Consider the following 14844-nt stretch of genomic DNA (forward strand, 5'->3'; position numbering starts at 1 on the left):
CCCGATTGAACCGGGAACCCGCGGCGCGGGCACGCCAGCAGGCGATATGTATGCCAATCGGCGTCTTGGAAGACGATATACCCTCAAATAATAACCAGAACGAAACAGAAGGAACAAAGTTACTCCTTGCCGATCCGAAGACCGCGATCCTCAGGCTCTCCCTGCCGATGATGGTCGCGATGACCCTCATGACCCTCTACAACGTCGTCGACGCGTTCTGGGTCGCGGGCCTCGGTGCCGATGCTCTTGCTGCGGTCGGGTTCTCATTCCCGCTCTTCATCATCACCATCGGATTAGCGAGCGGGCTTGGCACCGGCGGTGAAGCGGCGCTCGCGCGGATGATCGGCGCTCACGACCGCGACGGCGCGAGCAGCGTCGCCATGCACACCATCCTCATGATGACCGCCCTTGCCGTCGTCGTCACCATCCCGCTCTCCCTCTTCACCGGGGAGATATTCGCCCTCATGGGGGCGGGCAGCGCCGTCGGCCTTGCCACCGCGTATGCCCGGATCCTCTTTATGGGGACGTTCGCCCTCCTCTTCGGCGAGGTCGCCTACGCGCTCATGCACGGGGAGGGCGACGCGAAGCGGACGATGTACGCGATGGCTGCAGGAGCGGTGGCGAACATCATCCTCGACCCGATCCTGATCTACACGTTCGGCATGGGGATCGCGGGAGCTGCCTTTGCGACCATCATCGCCGAGGTCATCGCCGCCGTCCCGATGGTCTACTGGCTCTTCGTGAAGAGGGACACCTACATCTCCCTCTCCCTCTGCAAGTTTGCCCCCGATCCCGCCGTCGCGCGGGAGATCCTGCGGGTCGGCCTTCCGGCCGCCGCCGAACAGCTCTCGCTTGCCCTGATGACCCTGGTCCTGAACGGGATCATCGTCCTCATATCGAGCACCGACGGCGTCGCCGTCTACTCGACCGGGTGGCGCGTCGTGAGCATCGGCTTAACCCCGATCCTCGCCATCGCGACGGCGGTGGTCGCGGTCACCGGCGCCTCCTACGGGGCGCGGGCGTATGCCCGGATGGAGTCCGCCCTCCGGTTCGCCATCAGGCTCGGGACCGGGATCGGGATCGGGCTTGCCGCAGCCACGTTCGTCTTTGCCCCCCAGATCGCCGCGCTCTTCGCGGCGCCGGGCGACGCTGCCGGGATCACCCCGGAACTGACGTCGTACCTCCGGGTCATGAGCCTCGTCTACCCGGTGGTCGGGTTCGGCCTCTTCTCGGCGTCGTTCTTCCAGGGGACCGGGCTTGGGGCACGTTCCCTGACCATCACGGTCCTGCAGAACGTCGTCCTCTCGACCCTGCTTGCCTGGGTGTTCGCGATGGAACTCGGGTTCGGCCTCTCCGGCGTCTGGTGGGGCGTTGCCGCCGGGAACGCAATCGGCGCGATGCTCGGCTACGTCTGGGCGCGCCGGTACACGGCGGGGCTCAGGGTCCGGCAGACCGGAGCGGCGGCAGCGGCGTGAGGGGGATCTGCCCTCTTCACTCCGGATCGCCGTCGCCGGTCGGTGTGCGGGCAACCTCGCGGAGCGTGAACCGAAACGCCGCCCCGAGGTCCGGCCTCCCGGAGACCCGGTCCTCGACCCAGACCCGGCCGCCGTAGCGCTCGACCAGCATCCCGACGATGGAGAGGCCGAGCCCTTCCCCGCACCCCTGGTTCTCGATCCGGCTGAACCGTTGAAAGAGCGTCTCTTTCATGCCGTCGGGGATGCCGGGGCCGGTGTCCTCCACGGTCACCACCACCATGCGGCCCTCTTCGGCACAATCCTCCACCCGGATCGTTATCCCGGCGTCCGGCCCGCCGAACGTGACGGCGTTCCCGATGAGGTTTGCAAAGATCTCCGGGAGCAGGTCGTCCGCCCAGACCTCCGCCGCCGTCCCTTCAAACGCGACGGCCGCCTCGGGGACACGCTCGATCTCTGCACGGATGACGTGGCTGAGGTGGACCGGTCTGAGATCGGGCGGCTCCTGGTGAATCCGGCGGATCGTCGAGACGTTCTGGAGGATGCCGGTGCTCTTCCGGATACTCCCCCTGAGCTTCTTCGCGTAGCCTGCAGCATCTCCTCCCAGCACCTCGATGAGGAGGTCGCAGTAGAGGTTCGCGACGTTTCCTGCGTTCTTGAGGTCGTGGGTCATGACGTCCAGGTAGAGGTTCGTCTCGCGGTGGGCTGCCTCCAGCCGTTTGTGGAGCATGCTCCGGAGGACGCCCGAGCCGATCTCCCTCCCGATCGCTTCGAGGAGACGACGCTCCTCGTCCCGGACCAGCGGCTGATCCCGTCTCCCAAGGAACAGCGCCCCGACCACGACCGACTCCGCGAGGACCGGGATGCAGGCGAGGGCGGAGACATCGAGCGATGCGAGGATCTCCTCCTCGACCGTGCCCGGATCACCCTGCCGTTCGATGTAACGCGGCTGCCCGGCGACAAAGACGAAGTTCCAGGGCCAGTGGTGGACCTTGATCGTCCTGTTGCGGGTGAGGTAGCTCTTCGGGACGGCGTGGTGGTAGCGCGTGAGCGCCAGTGTCCGCTCCGGGTTGAGCAGGTAGGCCAGGCCCACGTCGAAACCGAGCAGGTCGATCGTCATCGAGAGCGATTCCTCGAGCAGTTCGTCAAGCGAGAGCGACGACGCGGAGACGCCCATGATCCGGTTCAGGACCGAGAGTTGCCTGTTTGAGGAGAGCAGCCCTTCGTTTGTCGCTCTCCGTTCGGTGGCGTCGTGGATGGTGCCCTGGATGAGAACGGGCGTGCCGTCCTCGCTGCAGATGTTCCGGGCGAAGTCCCGGACCCACCGGGTCGTGCCGTCCTTTCGCACGATCCGGTAGACCCGCTCGGTCGAGAGGCCCGGAACCGCACGGAGCTGGCCGGCGCTCTCCTGGAGGCCGGGACGGTCGTCGGGGTGTACGATCGCGTCCCAGCGTACGGCCCCGGCAAGGAACTCGTCCCCGGTATACCCGGTGATCGCCTCCACCGCGCCGTGGAAGAGGACGGGGTCAGACTCCACCGTCGTCCGGTAGGCGATACCCTGGAAGTCCCGGAAGAACGAGCGGTACCGCTCCTCGCTGCTCCGTTTCTCGGCGGCCCGCCCGAGCATCTCCGCCACGGCCTGCAGGAGGTACTCTTCGCCGGCGAGGAAGGCGCCCGGAGTGTCCGGAAGGTAGACGGCCTCGATCCTTCCTGCCCGCCGCCGGCCCACCCGGATATCGGCTGCGATGCTCTGGGGCGTCTCCCGGTAACGGTGGGCGTACACCGCATCGCCGTGGGTGATACGGACCCCGATCCGTTCGGGACGGCGGAACCCGGCGGAAAGGGCCCGGGCGACGCCCCGGAAGATCTCTTCTAGTGGAGTCTCATCCCTATCCGCCAGCCGCGAGATCCTGTGCAGGGTGCGAAGCCCCCGCACCTGTTCTTTCTCTTCGCGGACCCGGGGAAGAGGGGATGCTGCGCCTGCCTCCCCGCCGGTGACGTCCCGCAGCCGGAGCACCCACATCCCTGCATACGGCCCCTGCTCCATCTTCCGGCTGGAGTAGAGATACCGCCGTTCTCCTCCCCGTGGGTCCTGCACCGGGAGGTCGAGGCCGGGTATCTCGCTCCCGTCGTCGACGGCGGCGAGGAGTTCACGGGCGGTTCCCCGCTCCTGCAGGAGCGGCGCCAGGCGGGTGCCGAGGACCCGGCGGGCATCGGCGCCGAGGATCTCGCTCCCGGCCGAGAGGATCTCCGCGGCATAGGCGTTCACCCAGGCCACCCGCATGTCGCGGTCGAGCACGAGGATACCCACGCCGGGCTCGTCAAGGATCTGGAACGTCTCTTCTGGTCGGATGGATACCGGATCTGCTGTGCTCATGTGGCTTGTTCCCCCCTCAGTGTTTATTATAAAATTGGGATTATATAATTAAATCAGGCTCCGGGTGATAAGAGATTTGCGGTTCCAGCCCGCCTGATGCCGGATTTTCCGCCGTTTCGCGGGCCGCGCAAACGTGTTTTCGGCCCTCCCGGCGACCCGTTCCTCCTGCATCCCGCACCCGGCTCCCCCGGGGCATGGACCGTCCCCCTTCTCCACGGTAGATGGGGAGGCCGGCACCTGCGGGCCGTTCCTGCCCGGTACCCCGTTCAGGCCCCGGATGCGCGGGCCTCCCCGTCCCCCATCCCGGCGGCGCCGGACGTCCGCTCCTCGTGGGGATACCCGATACGTGACCATGCAGTGCATGCATACGGCCTTTCCCCGGGCAATTTCCGGAGAATGAACCGTGGCGGCTATCGCCCTCGCCGGGGACGGTGCCCGGGCGTGCCCCCGCTGCGGCCTCCTGAAGCGGGAAGGCAGGGCATCACACCGCTGCATCTGGTGTTTCGCACCTCTTCTGCGGCGACGCGAACGGCGAGATCCCCTCCTCAGACTCAAAATAAGGTGAGATAGCCCGACGGCTGCGGCCGCGGGGCGGCTGAAAAGAACCATCCGGGCGAGAGGCGCCTCCCGCCGGGAGGAAAAGAGAGGAGGTTACAGGTTCTCCAGTCTCCTGTTCACCGTATCCCAGTTCACGACGTTCCAGAACGCGTCGATGAACTGGCCGCGGTTGTTCTTGTAGTCGACGTAGTAGGCGTGCTCCCATACGTCGAGCACCATCAGGATCGCGAACCCCGGGTAGACGTTGTTGTTGTGTTTCTCGATCTGCATGATCATGAGGCGATCCGTCATGCTGCAGTGCGCCAGTGCCGCCCAGCCGGACCCCTCGACGCTCGCGGCAGCCTTCGTGAACTCCGCCTTGAACCGGTCAAAGGAACCCCACTCCTGGTCGATCCGGTCTGCGAGAGCGCCGCCCGGCTTTCCGCCGCCGCCAGAGCCTGCCGGCGCCATGTTCGACCAGAAGAAGGTGTGCAGGACCTGGCCGCCTATGTTGAACGAGAGCTCCTTTAAGAGCGCTTTCATATCGATCTCGGCTCCTTCCTGCCGCGCCTTCTCCAGTTTCTCAAGGTCGGCGTTCGCCCCGGTCACGTACGCCTGGTGGTGCTTGTCGTGGTGGAGGGCGAGTTGCTCTTTGGAGATATACGGCTCGAGGGCGTCAGGCGCGTAGGGCAGCGGCGGCAGTTCGTACTTCTTCAACGATGCAGTTGTCGTCTTCACAGCCATAAGTATCAGTTGACAGAAGGAGAGCAACCTATTTCATGGTGTCGGTTGCCGGGCGGCCGTGCCGCGATCCCTCTCCCTCACTCCAGGCGGCCGCGTGCACGATCCGGGTCCCGGAGGAAGACCGGAGCGCACCCATGCCGCCGTCCAGGGCCCCGTGCGGCACCGGAACGGCTGTTCTCCCGTGCTGGCGGATATCTCTTCGCGGGAGGGGCTTTTCTGGCCCCGGGGGCAATCGGGACCATAAGAGTTAAATAATCCGGTAGAGTGGGTGGTAGCTGAATTGCCTCGTGCACTCTCCGTTGTAGGGAGTCCGGTGCCGGCACCCGGTACCGTGTACCCGCGAGGCGTCCTGCACACGACAGTGGTGGACACTCCAATGACGACGGCAGCGCGTATATCGTTCTTTACCGCCACGCTCGTGGCGCTGCTCCTGTTCGTCCTCTTCCGCGATATCCGCCTGATACTCGCCGGGGCCGAATGGAGCCTCGTTGCCAGAGCACTCTCTCTCCTCCTCGTCGTCGTCACCGCGTTCGGGGTGATCCAGTTCATGAGTTACGCCGATCACCTCCTGCGGTCGCTCTACGCCTACCCCGAACGCCCCATAACACCGCGGCGGGAGGCTGCACCCACCAGCCGCGTCGCGGTCTTCATCCCCGTCTACAACGAGGAGCCCCGGGTGGTCGAGTCCTGCGTCCGGGCATGCACGTCGGTCGCCTACCCGGACTTCTCGGTCTTCCTCCTCGACGACTCGACCAACCCGCGTCTTCGCGCATCGATGGAAGAGATCAGCCGCCGTCATCATCTCCGTTACGTCCACCGCGATCACAGGAAGGGGTTCAAGGCGGGAGCGATCAACCACGCCCTCTCGCTTCTTGACGGCGATACGCCGTATCTTCTGGTGATCGACGCCGACCAGAAGGTAAAACCGGCGATCCTCGCCGACCTCATCCCGGTCCTTGAGGCCGACCCGTCCGTCTCGTTCGTCCAGACCCCCCAGTTCTTCCGGTCGGAGCCGGACGACCCCATAAGCGTCACGTTCTCCTACCAGCAGCACATCTACAACAAGCATGTCTGCAGGGGGCTCTCCGTCAACCAGACCACCGTGCTGACCGGCTCAAACTGCATCTTCCGCGTCAGCCATCTTCTCGCTATCGGGGGGATGGACGAGACCTCCATCGCCGAAGACATCGCCACTGCCTTTGCGTTCCACACCCGGGGATGCCGGGGGGTCTACCTCGACGCCGTGTATGCAGAAGGCATGGCGCCCCCGAACCTCGCGGCATACTTCACGCAGCAGCTCCGCTGGGCGTACGGGAACACCCGGCTCCTCGGGACGATGATGAGACAGTTCGTAACGCACCCCACAAGCCTGGCCCCGGTCCAGTGGCTTGAGTTTACCGTGATCGTCTCGATCTACCTGCTCGGCGGGGTGAACGTCGCGCTCTTCCTCCTCCCTGTCGCCACGCTGCTCTTCGGCATCCCTATCCTGCCGGTCTGGCTCCCCCCGATCTTTGCCGTGGTGATCGCCGTGGTGATCGCCATCCAGGTCGTTATCAGCATCCGTGAGCGGCACTACCCCCTGCGCGACCTCGCGTTCTCGCAGGCGATCTTCAACACGCTCGCCTTCGTATACGCCCGGGCGGTCTGGTACGCCGTCTCCGGGAAGAGACTGCCGTTTGTGGTGACGCCGAAAGGGGTGCCGGCATCCCCGGGGAGCCCCCGCGTCAGGATAGCGCCGGTCCTCATCGTGATTGCGGCCGTCCTGGTATCGATGCTTGCCGGCATCGTGCGGCTTGTCTCCCGGGGCCCGGACTCCGGCACGGCCATCCCGCTCTTCTGGGCCTGCTACACGCTGCTCGTCCTCTCGTCGTTCATCGTGGTCTGGTGGAGGGATGGGAGACGGGTGCCCGGGGACCGCCCGGACCGACACCTGTCCCGGGACCGGGATGCGTGAGGCGTTCGGACTGCCCGGTGCCTCCGGGTGCGGTCGCCCCTTCACGAGAGGCGGCACGGTCGCTCCCGTCGCCGCAAAGAGCGTGGGGCGCGTTCTCCCTCCTGCGGCCCGCTCCGGTACGGGCTCAATAACGAGAAAAATATTTGTTCAGGGAGGAGATCTACCGGAACCTCTGCCAGAGGATCCGCCCCATCACCCGGAAGGTGAAGTCGAGCTCATCGAAGAGCGGGATGCCGTTCTCTTTGAGGATCTTTCGGCCCCGGTCCATGGACCCGCCGCCGAGGAGCGTCGCGACGATCATGTTATCGGTCTTCTCCGAGAACCGGATGATCTGGTTTGCGAGCTGATCCGACCCGATGACAAGGTTCGGGAACCCGACGACGAACGCGATGTCCCAGCAGTCCTGGTACTTGGCGAGCACGCTGAAGGTCTGCTCAAACCTCTTCTCGTTGGCGTCGCCGAGGAGGTCGATCGGGTTGTTCTTGTTCCAGAAGTCGGGGAGAAGGTCGTTGAGCTCCTTGAGGACCGCCGGCGGCAGGCTGATCAGGTCGATGCCGTAGCGTTCGGCGTAGTCGGAGGAGAGGACGGCGAACCCGCCGGCGTTCGTGATCACGACCGCACGCTTGCCGCGGGGGTAGCCTTTCGGGAGCGAGAGCATCTCCGCGACCTGGAACGTACCGGTCAGGGTGTGGACCGGGATGACGCCGGCGTCGCGGAAGGCTTCCATGTAGACGTCGTACGACCCCGAGAGCGAGCCCGTGTGGGACGAGGCCGCCGCCTGGCCTTTCTCGGACGAACCGGACTTGATCGCCACGATGGGTTTGGTCTTTGCGACCTCGCTCGCCACCTTCATGAAGGTCTTGCCGTCCTGGATCTCCTCGATGTAGAGGATGATGCCCTTGGTCTTTGGGTCACGCTCCACGAACCTGAGGAAGTCGATGAAGTTGAGGTCCGCCTGGTTGCCGACCGAGACGACGGCGGAGAACCCGATGTCATGTTTGATGCTCCAGTCGACCACGGTATTGACGATGGCGCCGCTCTGGGAGATGAAGGCGATGTTGCCGGGTTTCGGGGATTCGTGGACGTAGGTGGTGTCGATGCCCTTCGGGGGGACGATCAGCCCGAGGCAGTTCGGCCCTATGATCCGCGTCCCGTAACCCTTTGCTATCTCGAGGATCCGGTCTTCCAGCGCCTTTCCGCCATCGCCCGTCTCTTTGAACCCGGCCGTGATGACGACCACCATGGAGACTCCCTTCTGCCCGCACTCTTCGATCACGCCGGGCACGTGCTTTGCGGGGACGGTGATGACCGCCATATCGACCGGATTTGGGATATCGAGGATGGAGGCATACGCTTTGAGCCCCTGCACCTCCGGGCGCTTGTTGTTCACGGGGTAGAGCTGACCCGGGAAGTGCAGGAGGTTGTGCATCACGGCGTAGCCCATCTTCTTGGGTTCGGACGACGCCCCGATGACCGCTATGGAGCGGGGCGTGAAGTACTCGATCGGCACGAACGGCCGCTCTTTCGCCACCTTCTCGACGGCTTCGTCGTCGACGAAGATGCGGGCGTCGACGATGCAGGCCCCGGACTCATACAGCCTGACCGGGTTGATGTCGAACTCCACGACGTTGGTGTTCTCGGCGAAGAAGCGGTTGACCGCCCACATGACCTGGACAAGCGCCTCCTCGTCCCGGGGTTTCGCCCCCCGGTAGCCCTGGATCATCGGGTAGCCGTGGATCTCGCGGATCATCTCGCGGATCGTCTCTTCGGAGACCGGCAGGATCCGCAGGGTGACGTCCTTCATCAGCTCGACGAGCGTGCCGCCCATGCCGAAGGTGAGCACCTTCCCGAACGCCGGGTCGGTCTTCCCGCCGATGATCAACTCAAGCCCCGGCGCCGCCTGCTGCTCGACGATGACGCCCTTGATCTCGGCCTCGGGGTTGTAGGCCTTCGCATTCCCGACGATCTTCTCGAACGCTTCCTCGGCGGCATGCTTCGAGGGAATACTGACGATCACGCCGCCCGCATCGCTCTTGTGGACGATCTGGGGCGAGTAGATCTTCATGACGACGGGGAAACCGATCTTCTCTGCCGCCTTGCCTGCCTCGGCGGCGGTCTTGACGACTATGTGGTCGGGTACCGGTACGCCATACTGTTTCAGGAGGTCGTATGATTCGAACTCGCTCAGCATTCTTTTGGCCATGATTGTCTCCTCACATCTTGAGTATCTTTAACGAGCATCTCTGTGATTCTGCAGTTCATGTTCCTGACAGATGACCCATCTCCCGGAAAGCCAGACCAGCAGGTCGGAATGAACTGTACAGGGTGGTCTCATATTCGTTTTATAGGTTCTGTAATGATTCTACATGACAAATCCATCCGGGGGACATCACCGGGGTCCAGGATACTTCCGGTTTGCCCCCGGTTAGTCGATATCGTAGATTAATGGCGTTTTTCCGGGAGCCTCGCGGGCGGTGCCCGCCGTGGATGCCCGGCCACGGAGGCCGGGGTCTTCGCCGGAATTCGCCGTGCTCACGGCGGGTGACTGCGGCAAACCGGTGGTGGCCCATGCTCACGAACGGCCCCGGGTCTTCCGTACGGGCGCGGTTCGGGAGGTCCGTGCCCCCCCCGGTGAACGCGGGTTCCCGCGGGGCGGTACGGAACCCCGATGGGCCGGTGCGAAGGGGCGGCCACCATCGCGGGAGAGGCGGTCGGCGATTCCGCCATTCCCCGGGTACCCGGCGACCGGCATGTATAAGGCTCGCCTGCGAGCAATCTTTGTACTGATTGAACCGCCGGCGGTATCCCGGCAGATACGGGGTCCTTGACGTTAACCGGGAACCGGAGAGAAGAACCATGATCGGGCAGCACCCTGCAGCGGACCGCCGGGCAGTGTATATCCTCTTCGTAATCGGGTTTTTTGCAATCTTCTCGACGACCGTCTCGAAGAATCCGGTGCTGCCCCTCTTCTCGCAGGCCCTGGGCGCCGGCGACGCGGTCATCGGCCTCGTGGCAGCGGTCTCCCCGCTCGCCGGGATCCTGTTCTCGTTCCCGGTGGGGGTTCTCTCGGACCACCTGGGCAGGCGGAGGTTGCTCGTCGCGTCCGGGGCGGTATTCCTCTCGGCCCCCCTGCTCTACCTCGTCATCACCGATCCGCTCTGGCTGATCCCGGTCCGGTTCTTCCACGGGACGGCGACCGCTATCCTCGGGCCGGTGATCGCCGCGATGATCGCGACGCGATTCCCGGAACGGAAGGGGGAGGTGCTCGGGCAGTACTCTTCCGCAACCCTGATCGGGAGGACCCTTGCCCCGCTCGCCGGCGGGGCCATCATATCGTTCTTCGCCGTTTACCCCGGGCTCGTCCCGTACCGGATGGTGTACCTCGCCGCGGCAATCGCCGCGGTGCCGGTGGTTGTCCTGGTCCTCCTCTTCCGGGAGGAGACCCCGGCCCCCCTCACGGTCCTCCCGTTCTCGGCATTCCGCAGAAGTTTTGTGACGTTCTTCACGAACAGGAGGCTCCTGGCGACGGCATTCGTGGATATGGCGACCTACTTTGCCTTCGGGGCGTTTGAGACGTTCCTGCCGCTCGTGCTGCTCTCGCGGGGGATGGGTGCGTACCAGGCCGGGATCCTGTTTGCCGCCCAGACGCTGATCGTCGCGGCGACGAAACCCTCCTTCGGCAGGATCTCCGACCGGGTCGACAAGAGGGTCCAGATCGTCGTCGGGCTCTTCGTTCTGGGGTGTTCTGTTGCCGCCATCCCGTTCGCGTCGGCGTTCACGACGTTCCTCCTCATAAGTTCCCTCCTCGCTCTCGGCATGTCACTCTCCACGGTCGCGACGAGCGCGTATGTCGCGGACGTTGCAGAGAAGGAACAGATGGGCGCCTCGATGGGGGCGTTGTCGTCCATCATGGACATCGGGCACTCGGCAGGCCCCCTCGTCACCGGGATCATTGTTGCCGCCGCCGGGTTCGGCCCCGGGTTCTTCGCGAGTTTCCTCATCGCAGTGGCGGTCTGTGGGTTCTTCGCGCTCTCTGCCCGGGAGCCGGTGCCACGGGCGGGGGGGTGAGGGGGACTATCGCGTGCTTGAAAGGCGGAGCTTCGCGAACGGCTAAGCGAGACCAAGCAGTAGACCAGGAGGCAAGCAATCGCAACGGCGTTATGGGCTACAAGAACGGGCGAGTCTGGCCGAATGAACTGAGCAACCAATTTTTGCGGCGGATCTCGGTTCGCCCGAGTGCCAGGACAGCGCCTTCCAAATGAGATGAGAGAGCGGGAAAAGAGGAAAGAATCTGAAAGAGCGACTTGATAGAGTAACGGAGGCAGCCATGCTGAGAAGCATGCCGCCAAGTTATGATGCCCTCTGATTTGATGGGCTCTCCTGATCTGGACGAACCAGTTTATTCTCTGCGGGGCTCGTCGGCGGCATGAGCGGGAAGACCCCCGGCCTGAAGGGTGGGGTAGTTCACCCCTGATCGTTACAGGTGGCTAATCTCTCCACAGTATTGTTGAAGCGAACCCTGTTTCATCCGATGTTGTACGAGGGGAAACCTCGTCCCATCAGGATTCGAGTGGAGGATACTAATTGTTCGTCGATTTCCGCACATACTATGATTTTTGGAGCACAGAATGCCCTCTCCGGGTAAGGCGATATCGCTGCTTGCTGCTGCGTGGTTTGTCGGTGATGGTCATCTCGACCAGGCCTTCCCGGATTGCCGGCTGCAGGTAGACCTTCCTGAAGTGTTCGACGTTCCTCAGGCCGAGGACATCCTGAAGTTCCCGGCGCGACATCTCACCGTCAAGAGCCTCGATGATCTGCATGACTTCCGTGGTGACTTCCGTGGTGACTTCCGTGGTGACTTCCGTGGCAAAGAAGGTCAGGGTAACGCCGCGGTCGTCCTCTGACCACTGCGGCAGAGGTAGACCACGCTCGGTGCAGGCCCTCTGGATCAATATGCTGCCCCGGCCAATTTTTTCCATATACCCGCGCAGGTACAACACGTGCGCAATGTCCGGGTTGCGCAGAACGGACAGTGTTCCCTTCTGAAGTTTTGCAAGTGTCACACCCTCAGGAAATTTGCCAGTATTTGAGATCTCCAGGCGATTGGGGTAGATATGGACGGTAATTCCACCGGAGAAATCGCTGTAGTCACGATGTGCAAAGGCGTTGACTAACCCTTCTCGGATGGCGTCCGATGGGTAGAAGGGTTCATCCTGACGTTTAAGATCGGCAGATCCGAAACGCGATACTGTAGGGGTATTCCTCAAAATAAAGGAGTACACATCTTCCAGTACCGGCACTAGCGGGCCTTCGTAAGATTTCATGTCCTGGTACGTGTCGCCTGTTTTGTCCGTTCTGAAAACCGCTGCCCGAACCCGGATCTGCGGATAGCGGATGGCGGGATTGGCTCCGAAGAGGATATCACCACCGTTGGTCAGGCGGCCATATCTGGAGACCGAGAGATCCTCAAGAATCGCAGTTGGATTATCACTATCCCGGAACCAGAATCGCCCTGATGCAGTCACTGCCTTTACAGTGGACCGAACCTCATTGAGGTCCAGATCTTCGTTCATATCTGCGGAAGAAAAGCGTCGCTCCCATCGCTCAGGCTCCACCTGCTTGCGGAGCACCATGTCACGGATGGTCTCGATATCTGCTTTCTGGGTGGTCTGACCTGTGCGAAGATAGATGATATTCTCAAACGCGTATGGCAGATCCTTGCCAGCAGGCACCTCAATGATGAGCAGGGTTTTTCCTTCAACCTCGTGTACCCGAACCGCAACCAGTGCCCCGGGAGAGAGTCCTTGATGCACCCTCTGTTCGAGGCACTTTACCATAGCGTCGGGGTTCTTGATACCGATAACCGTCCCCTGGTCATCCACGCCGCAGACAACATAGCCGCCGGAAGTGTTCAGAAAGCCGCAGACTACCCGGCCGATGGCACTGATATCCCTACAATTGGGTATGAACTCAACGCTCTGCCTTTCTCCAAGCGACAGGGACTCTCGGATGGCTTTCGTCCTCATGAACGGCCCCTCCGATCCTGGACAGTCCGGGAGACACGGGCAGTATCCCGGAAGTTCTCCTGCACAAACGCTTCAACTTCCTGGTAGCGCGAAAATTGTGCGGTGGCGAAGAGGGCTGCGTCATCGTCTGACCTGAACTTCTGAACCCAGTTGCCCTTCCGTTCCCGCAGAGGTTTCTCGGAAAGGATGGCTTCTTCATACATATCGATGACCCGGAGATCATCCATGATCCGGTTCTTCTCTAGAGTGAGCCTATCCCGGCCCGCCTCCCCCTTATGGCCGATATGATTCAGGAGCTGTCTGGCAAAAATCACATGATCATGGACAAGGAGCCAGCGTGGCTTATTCAACGCGATGGCCCTCTTCAACTCCTGGTGTGTAATAGATAGCCCGTCCCCGTCTCTCCCGCTGCCATAAAGAGGAGTGATCAACCCGAGAAACAGGTCGCAGTTCTCTGTCGCTGTGATGCAGTTCTCAAAAGCGGAGCGGTTCGAAAAGACCGGGACGGTTCCTTTGTGAGACATCCAGACTTCATAGCCAAACGCGGTTAAAAGCGTATAGATTCGATCCAGGAGCTCTTCGATGCCGTACACCGTAGAGGAAACCATAATCGTGAGCTTCCTATTGTCCTGCATCTCTTCCCTTCCTCCCTGATCGCTCGATTTTCCCTCGTTTTTTCATTTTTTCAATATCTCCCGCCGATGATAATCCAGATATTCGATCTGACGCTTTTCTATTTTCCTTAGTTTCATTTTTGAATGAATCCCAAGCTTATTTCTATCCCCCATCTTTTATCATATCACTAATGATTATTTTCCCGCCATCGTCAAAACTAATATACCCTTTATCAAAAGCACTATCTAAGTTAGGGATAAGTAACAGACCATTGTAGATGTCCAGGCGTTCTGCATTATCTGAATCTCTCCAGGGCTTGATATGCGATGCTTTTAACAAATCGAGTGAGTCGCACCCCGTAACAGCACATCTCTTCCAATAACCTATCAAACCGGAACGAAACGCTCCCTGACCAATACGACTCAGCATTATTGATTTGCGTTCCGTCTCAGGCAACTCTTTGCTGGCTCTTTCAAATTCTTCAACATCTTCAAAGACATTAGTTTCAGGTATATTGCCGTAATTTGGGCCGGGAATGCTTTGTCCAAGTTCATTGCTGATATATGTTAATAATTCAGGATTGTGCTTCTTCTGGCTGTCACTCCTCAACTGATTGTATTTATCTGCAGCTCTTTTTATGTACTCAAAATGAAAATCACGTATTATAGGCCAGATATCCAGACTCTCCCTTGAAGGAACATAATATCCATTCATTGATGGAACTCGTTCATACTCAGAATATTTGCCCCTCTCCCAGCGCCATGCTTTACTTTTTTCTAACATGCTCTGCTCATCTTCCCTCTCGCCCAACAGTTGTTTATCAAGAGATAGCCATAATCCCTCTTTGTGAATGGTAAAAACAATCAGACTGCCAACTAAGAGTCGAACGCCTCCACTATAGCAGTATGCGCCCCACTTGTCGCTCCCATATGTATTAGCCTTAAAGAGCGATTCTACAAATAGCGACAAGCAAACCTTTCTATATTCTTCATCGGGCAAAAGTGATGATATAGTCTTTTCAATTTGGCTAACATCAGGTTTCTTCATAAAAATTTCTCCATAATGCTTAGTTAATACTGGCTTATATTCAAAATAGTTATATATCCATCGCCATTGCTC

9 protein-coding genes are annotated in these 14844 nt (G+C 61.1%); 3 read left to right on the forward strand and 6 right to left on the reverse strand.

The window, feature by feature from the left end; all coding sequences use genetic code 11:
• The first annotated feature begins 50 nt into the window (after window positions 1–50).
• Window positions 51–1475, forward strand: coding sequence for an MATE family efflux transporter (locus QZ408_RS01035; RefSeq protein ID WP_292488940.1), 1425 nt, complete (start codon window positions 51–53; stop codon window positions 1473–1475).
• Between the two features lie 16 nt (window positions 1476–1491).
• On the opposite strand, the gene QZ408_RS01040 is transcribed toward QZ408_RS01035, so the two are convergent.
• Entirely contained in the window at window positions 1492–3849 is a 2358-nt protein-coding gene (locus tag QZ408_RS01040) for an ATP-binding protein (RefSeq protein WP_292488942.1), read from the reverse strand.
• Between the two features lie 651 nt (window positions 3850–4500).
• Window positions 4501–5124: a superoxide dismutase gene (locus QZ408_RS01045; RefSeq protein WP_292488944.1), complete on the reverse strand. Its 624-nt coding sequence runs from the start codon at window positions 5122–5124 to the stop codon at window positions 4501–4503.
• Between the two features lie 382 nt (window positions 5125–5506).
• Between QZ408_RS01045 and QZ408_RS01050 the strand changes: the two genes are divergently transcribed.
• Complete coding sequence (locus QZ408_RS01050; protein WP_292488946.1) at window positions 5507–7084, forward strand: glycosyltransferase; 1578 nt, start codon at window positions 5507–5509, stop codon at window positions 7082–7084.
• A 160-nt stretch (window positions 7085–7244) separates the two neighbouring features.
• On the opposite strand, the gene QZ408_RS01055 is transcribed toward QZ408_RS01050, so the two are convergent.
• A complete protein-coding gene (locus tag QZ408_RS01055) occupies window positions 7245–9287 on the reverse strand; it encodes an acetate--CoA ligase family protein (protein WP_292488948.1) in 2043 nt (680 codons plus the stop codon).
• A 653-nt stretch (window positions 9288–9940) separates the two neighbouring features.
• On the opposite strand from QZ408_RS01055, the gene QZ408_RS01060 reads away from it, so the two are divergent.
• Window positions 9941–11152 (forward strand): MFS transporter, encoded by a 1212-nt coding sequence (locus tag QZ408_RS01060; RefSeq protein ID WP_292488950.1) that lies wholly within the window; start codon window positions 9941–9943, stop codon window positions 11150–11152.
• Window positions 11153–11691: 539 nt separating this feature from the next.
• Here QZ408_RS01060 and QZ408_RS01065 read toward each other — a convergent pair.
• The 3 genes from QZ408_RS01065 to QZ408_RS01075 all read right to left on the reverse strand — a co-directional run bounded on the left by QZ408_RS01065 (window position 11692) and on the right by QZ408_RS01075 (window position 14772).
• The gene (locus QZ408_RS01065; protein WP_292488952.1) at window positions 11692–13110 is read right to left on the reverse strand and encodes a Fic family protein; all 1419 of its coding nucleotides are present in this window, start codon (window positions 13108–13110) and stop codon (window positions 11692–11694) included.
• Window positions 13107–13745, reverse strand: a complete 639-nt coding sequence (locus QZ408_RS01070; protein ID WP_292488954.1) for a DUF4062 domain-containing protein — start codon at window positions 13743–13745, stop codon at window positions 13107–13109. The genes QZ408_RS01065 and QZ408_RS01070 overlap by 4 nt, the downstream gene beginning before the upstream one ends.
• A 142-nt stretch (window positions 13746–13887) precedes the next feature.
• On the reverse strand, window positions 13888–14772 hold the full coding sequence (locus tag QZ408_RS01075; protein WP_292488956.1) for an HNH endonuclease signature motif containing protein: 885 nt from the start codon (window positions 14770–14772) through the stop codon (window positions 13888–13890).
• Window positions 14773–14844 lie beyond the last annotated feature (72 nt).

Origin of the sequence: Methanoculleus sp. 10 (assembly GCF_913757945.1) — an archaeon.
In the GTDB taxonomy this organism is placed as follows: domain Archaea; phylum Halobacteriota; class Methanomicrobia; order Methanomicrobiales; family Methanoculleaceae; genus Methanoculleus.

Coding starts and splice junctions, on each gene's coding strand:
- QZ408_RS01075 (WP_292488956.1), bottom strand. CDS start 14,772: ATGAAGAAACCTGATGTTAGCCAAATTGAAAAGACTATATCATCACTT.
- QZ408_RS01065 (WP_292488952.1), bottom strand. CDS start 13,110: ATGAGGACGAAAGCCATCCGAGAGTCCCTGTCGCTTGGAGAAAGGCAG.
- QZ408_RS01050 (WP_292488946.1), top strand. CDS start 5,507: ATGACGACGGCAGCGCGTATATCGTTCTTTACCGCCACGCTCGTGGCG.
- QZ408_RS01055 (WP_292488948.1), bottom strand. CDS start 9,287: ATGGCCAAAAGAATGCTGAGCGAGTTCGAATCATACGACCTCCTGAAA.
- QZ408_RS01035 (WP_292488940.1), top strand. CDS start 51: ATGCCAATCGGCGTCTTGGAAGACGATATACCCTCAAATAATAACCAG.
- QZ408_RS01060 (WP_292488950.1), top strand. CDS start 9,941: ATGATCGGGCAGCACCCTGCAGCGGACCGCCGGGCAGTGTATATCCTC.
- QZ408_RS01040 (WP_292488942.1), bottom strand. CDS start 3,849: ATGAGCACAGCAGATCCGGTATCCATCCGACCAGAAGAGACGTTCCAG.
- QZ408_RS01070 (WP_292488954.1), bottom strand. CDS start 13,745: ATGCAGGACAATAGGAAGCTCACGATTATGGTTTCCTCTACGGTGTAC.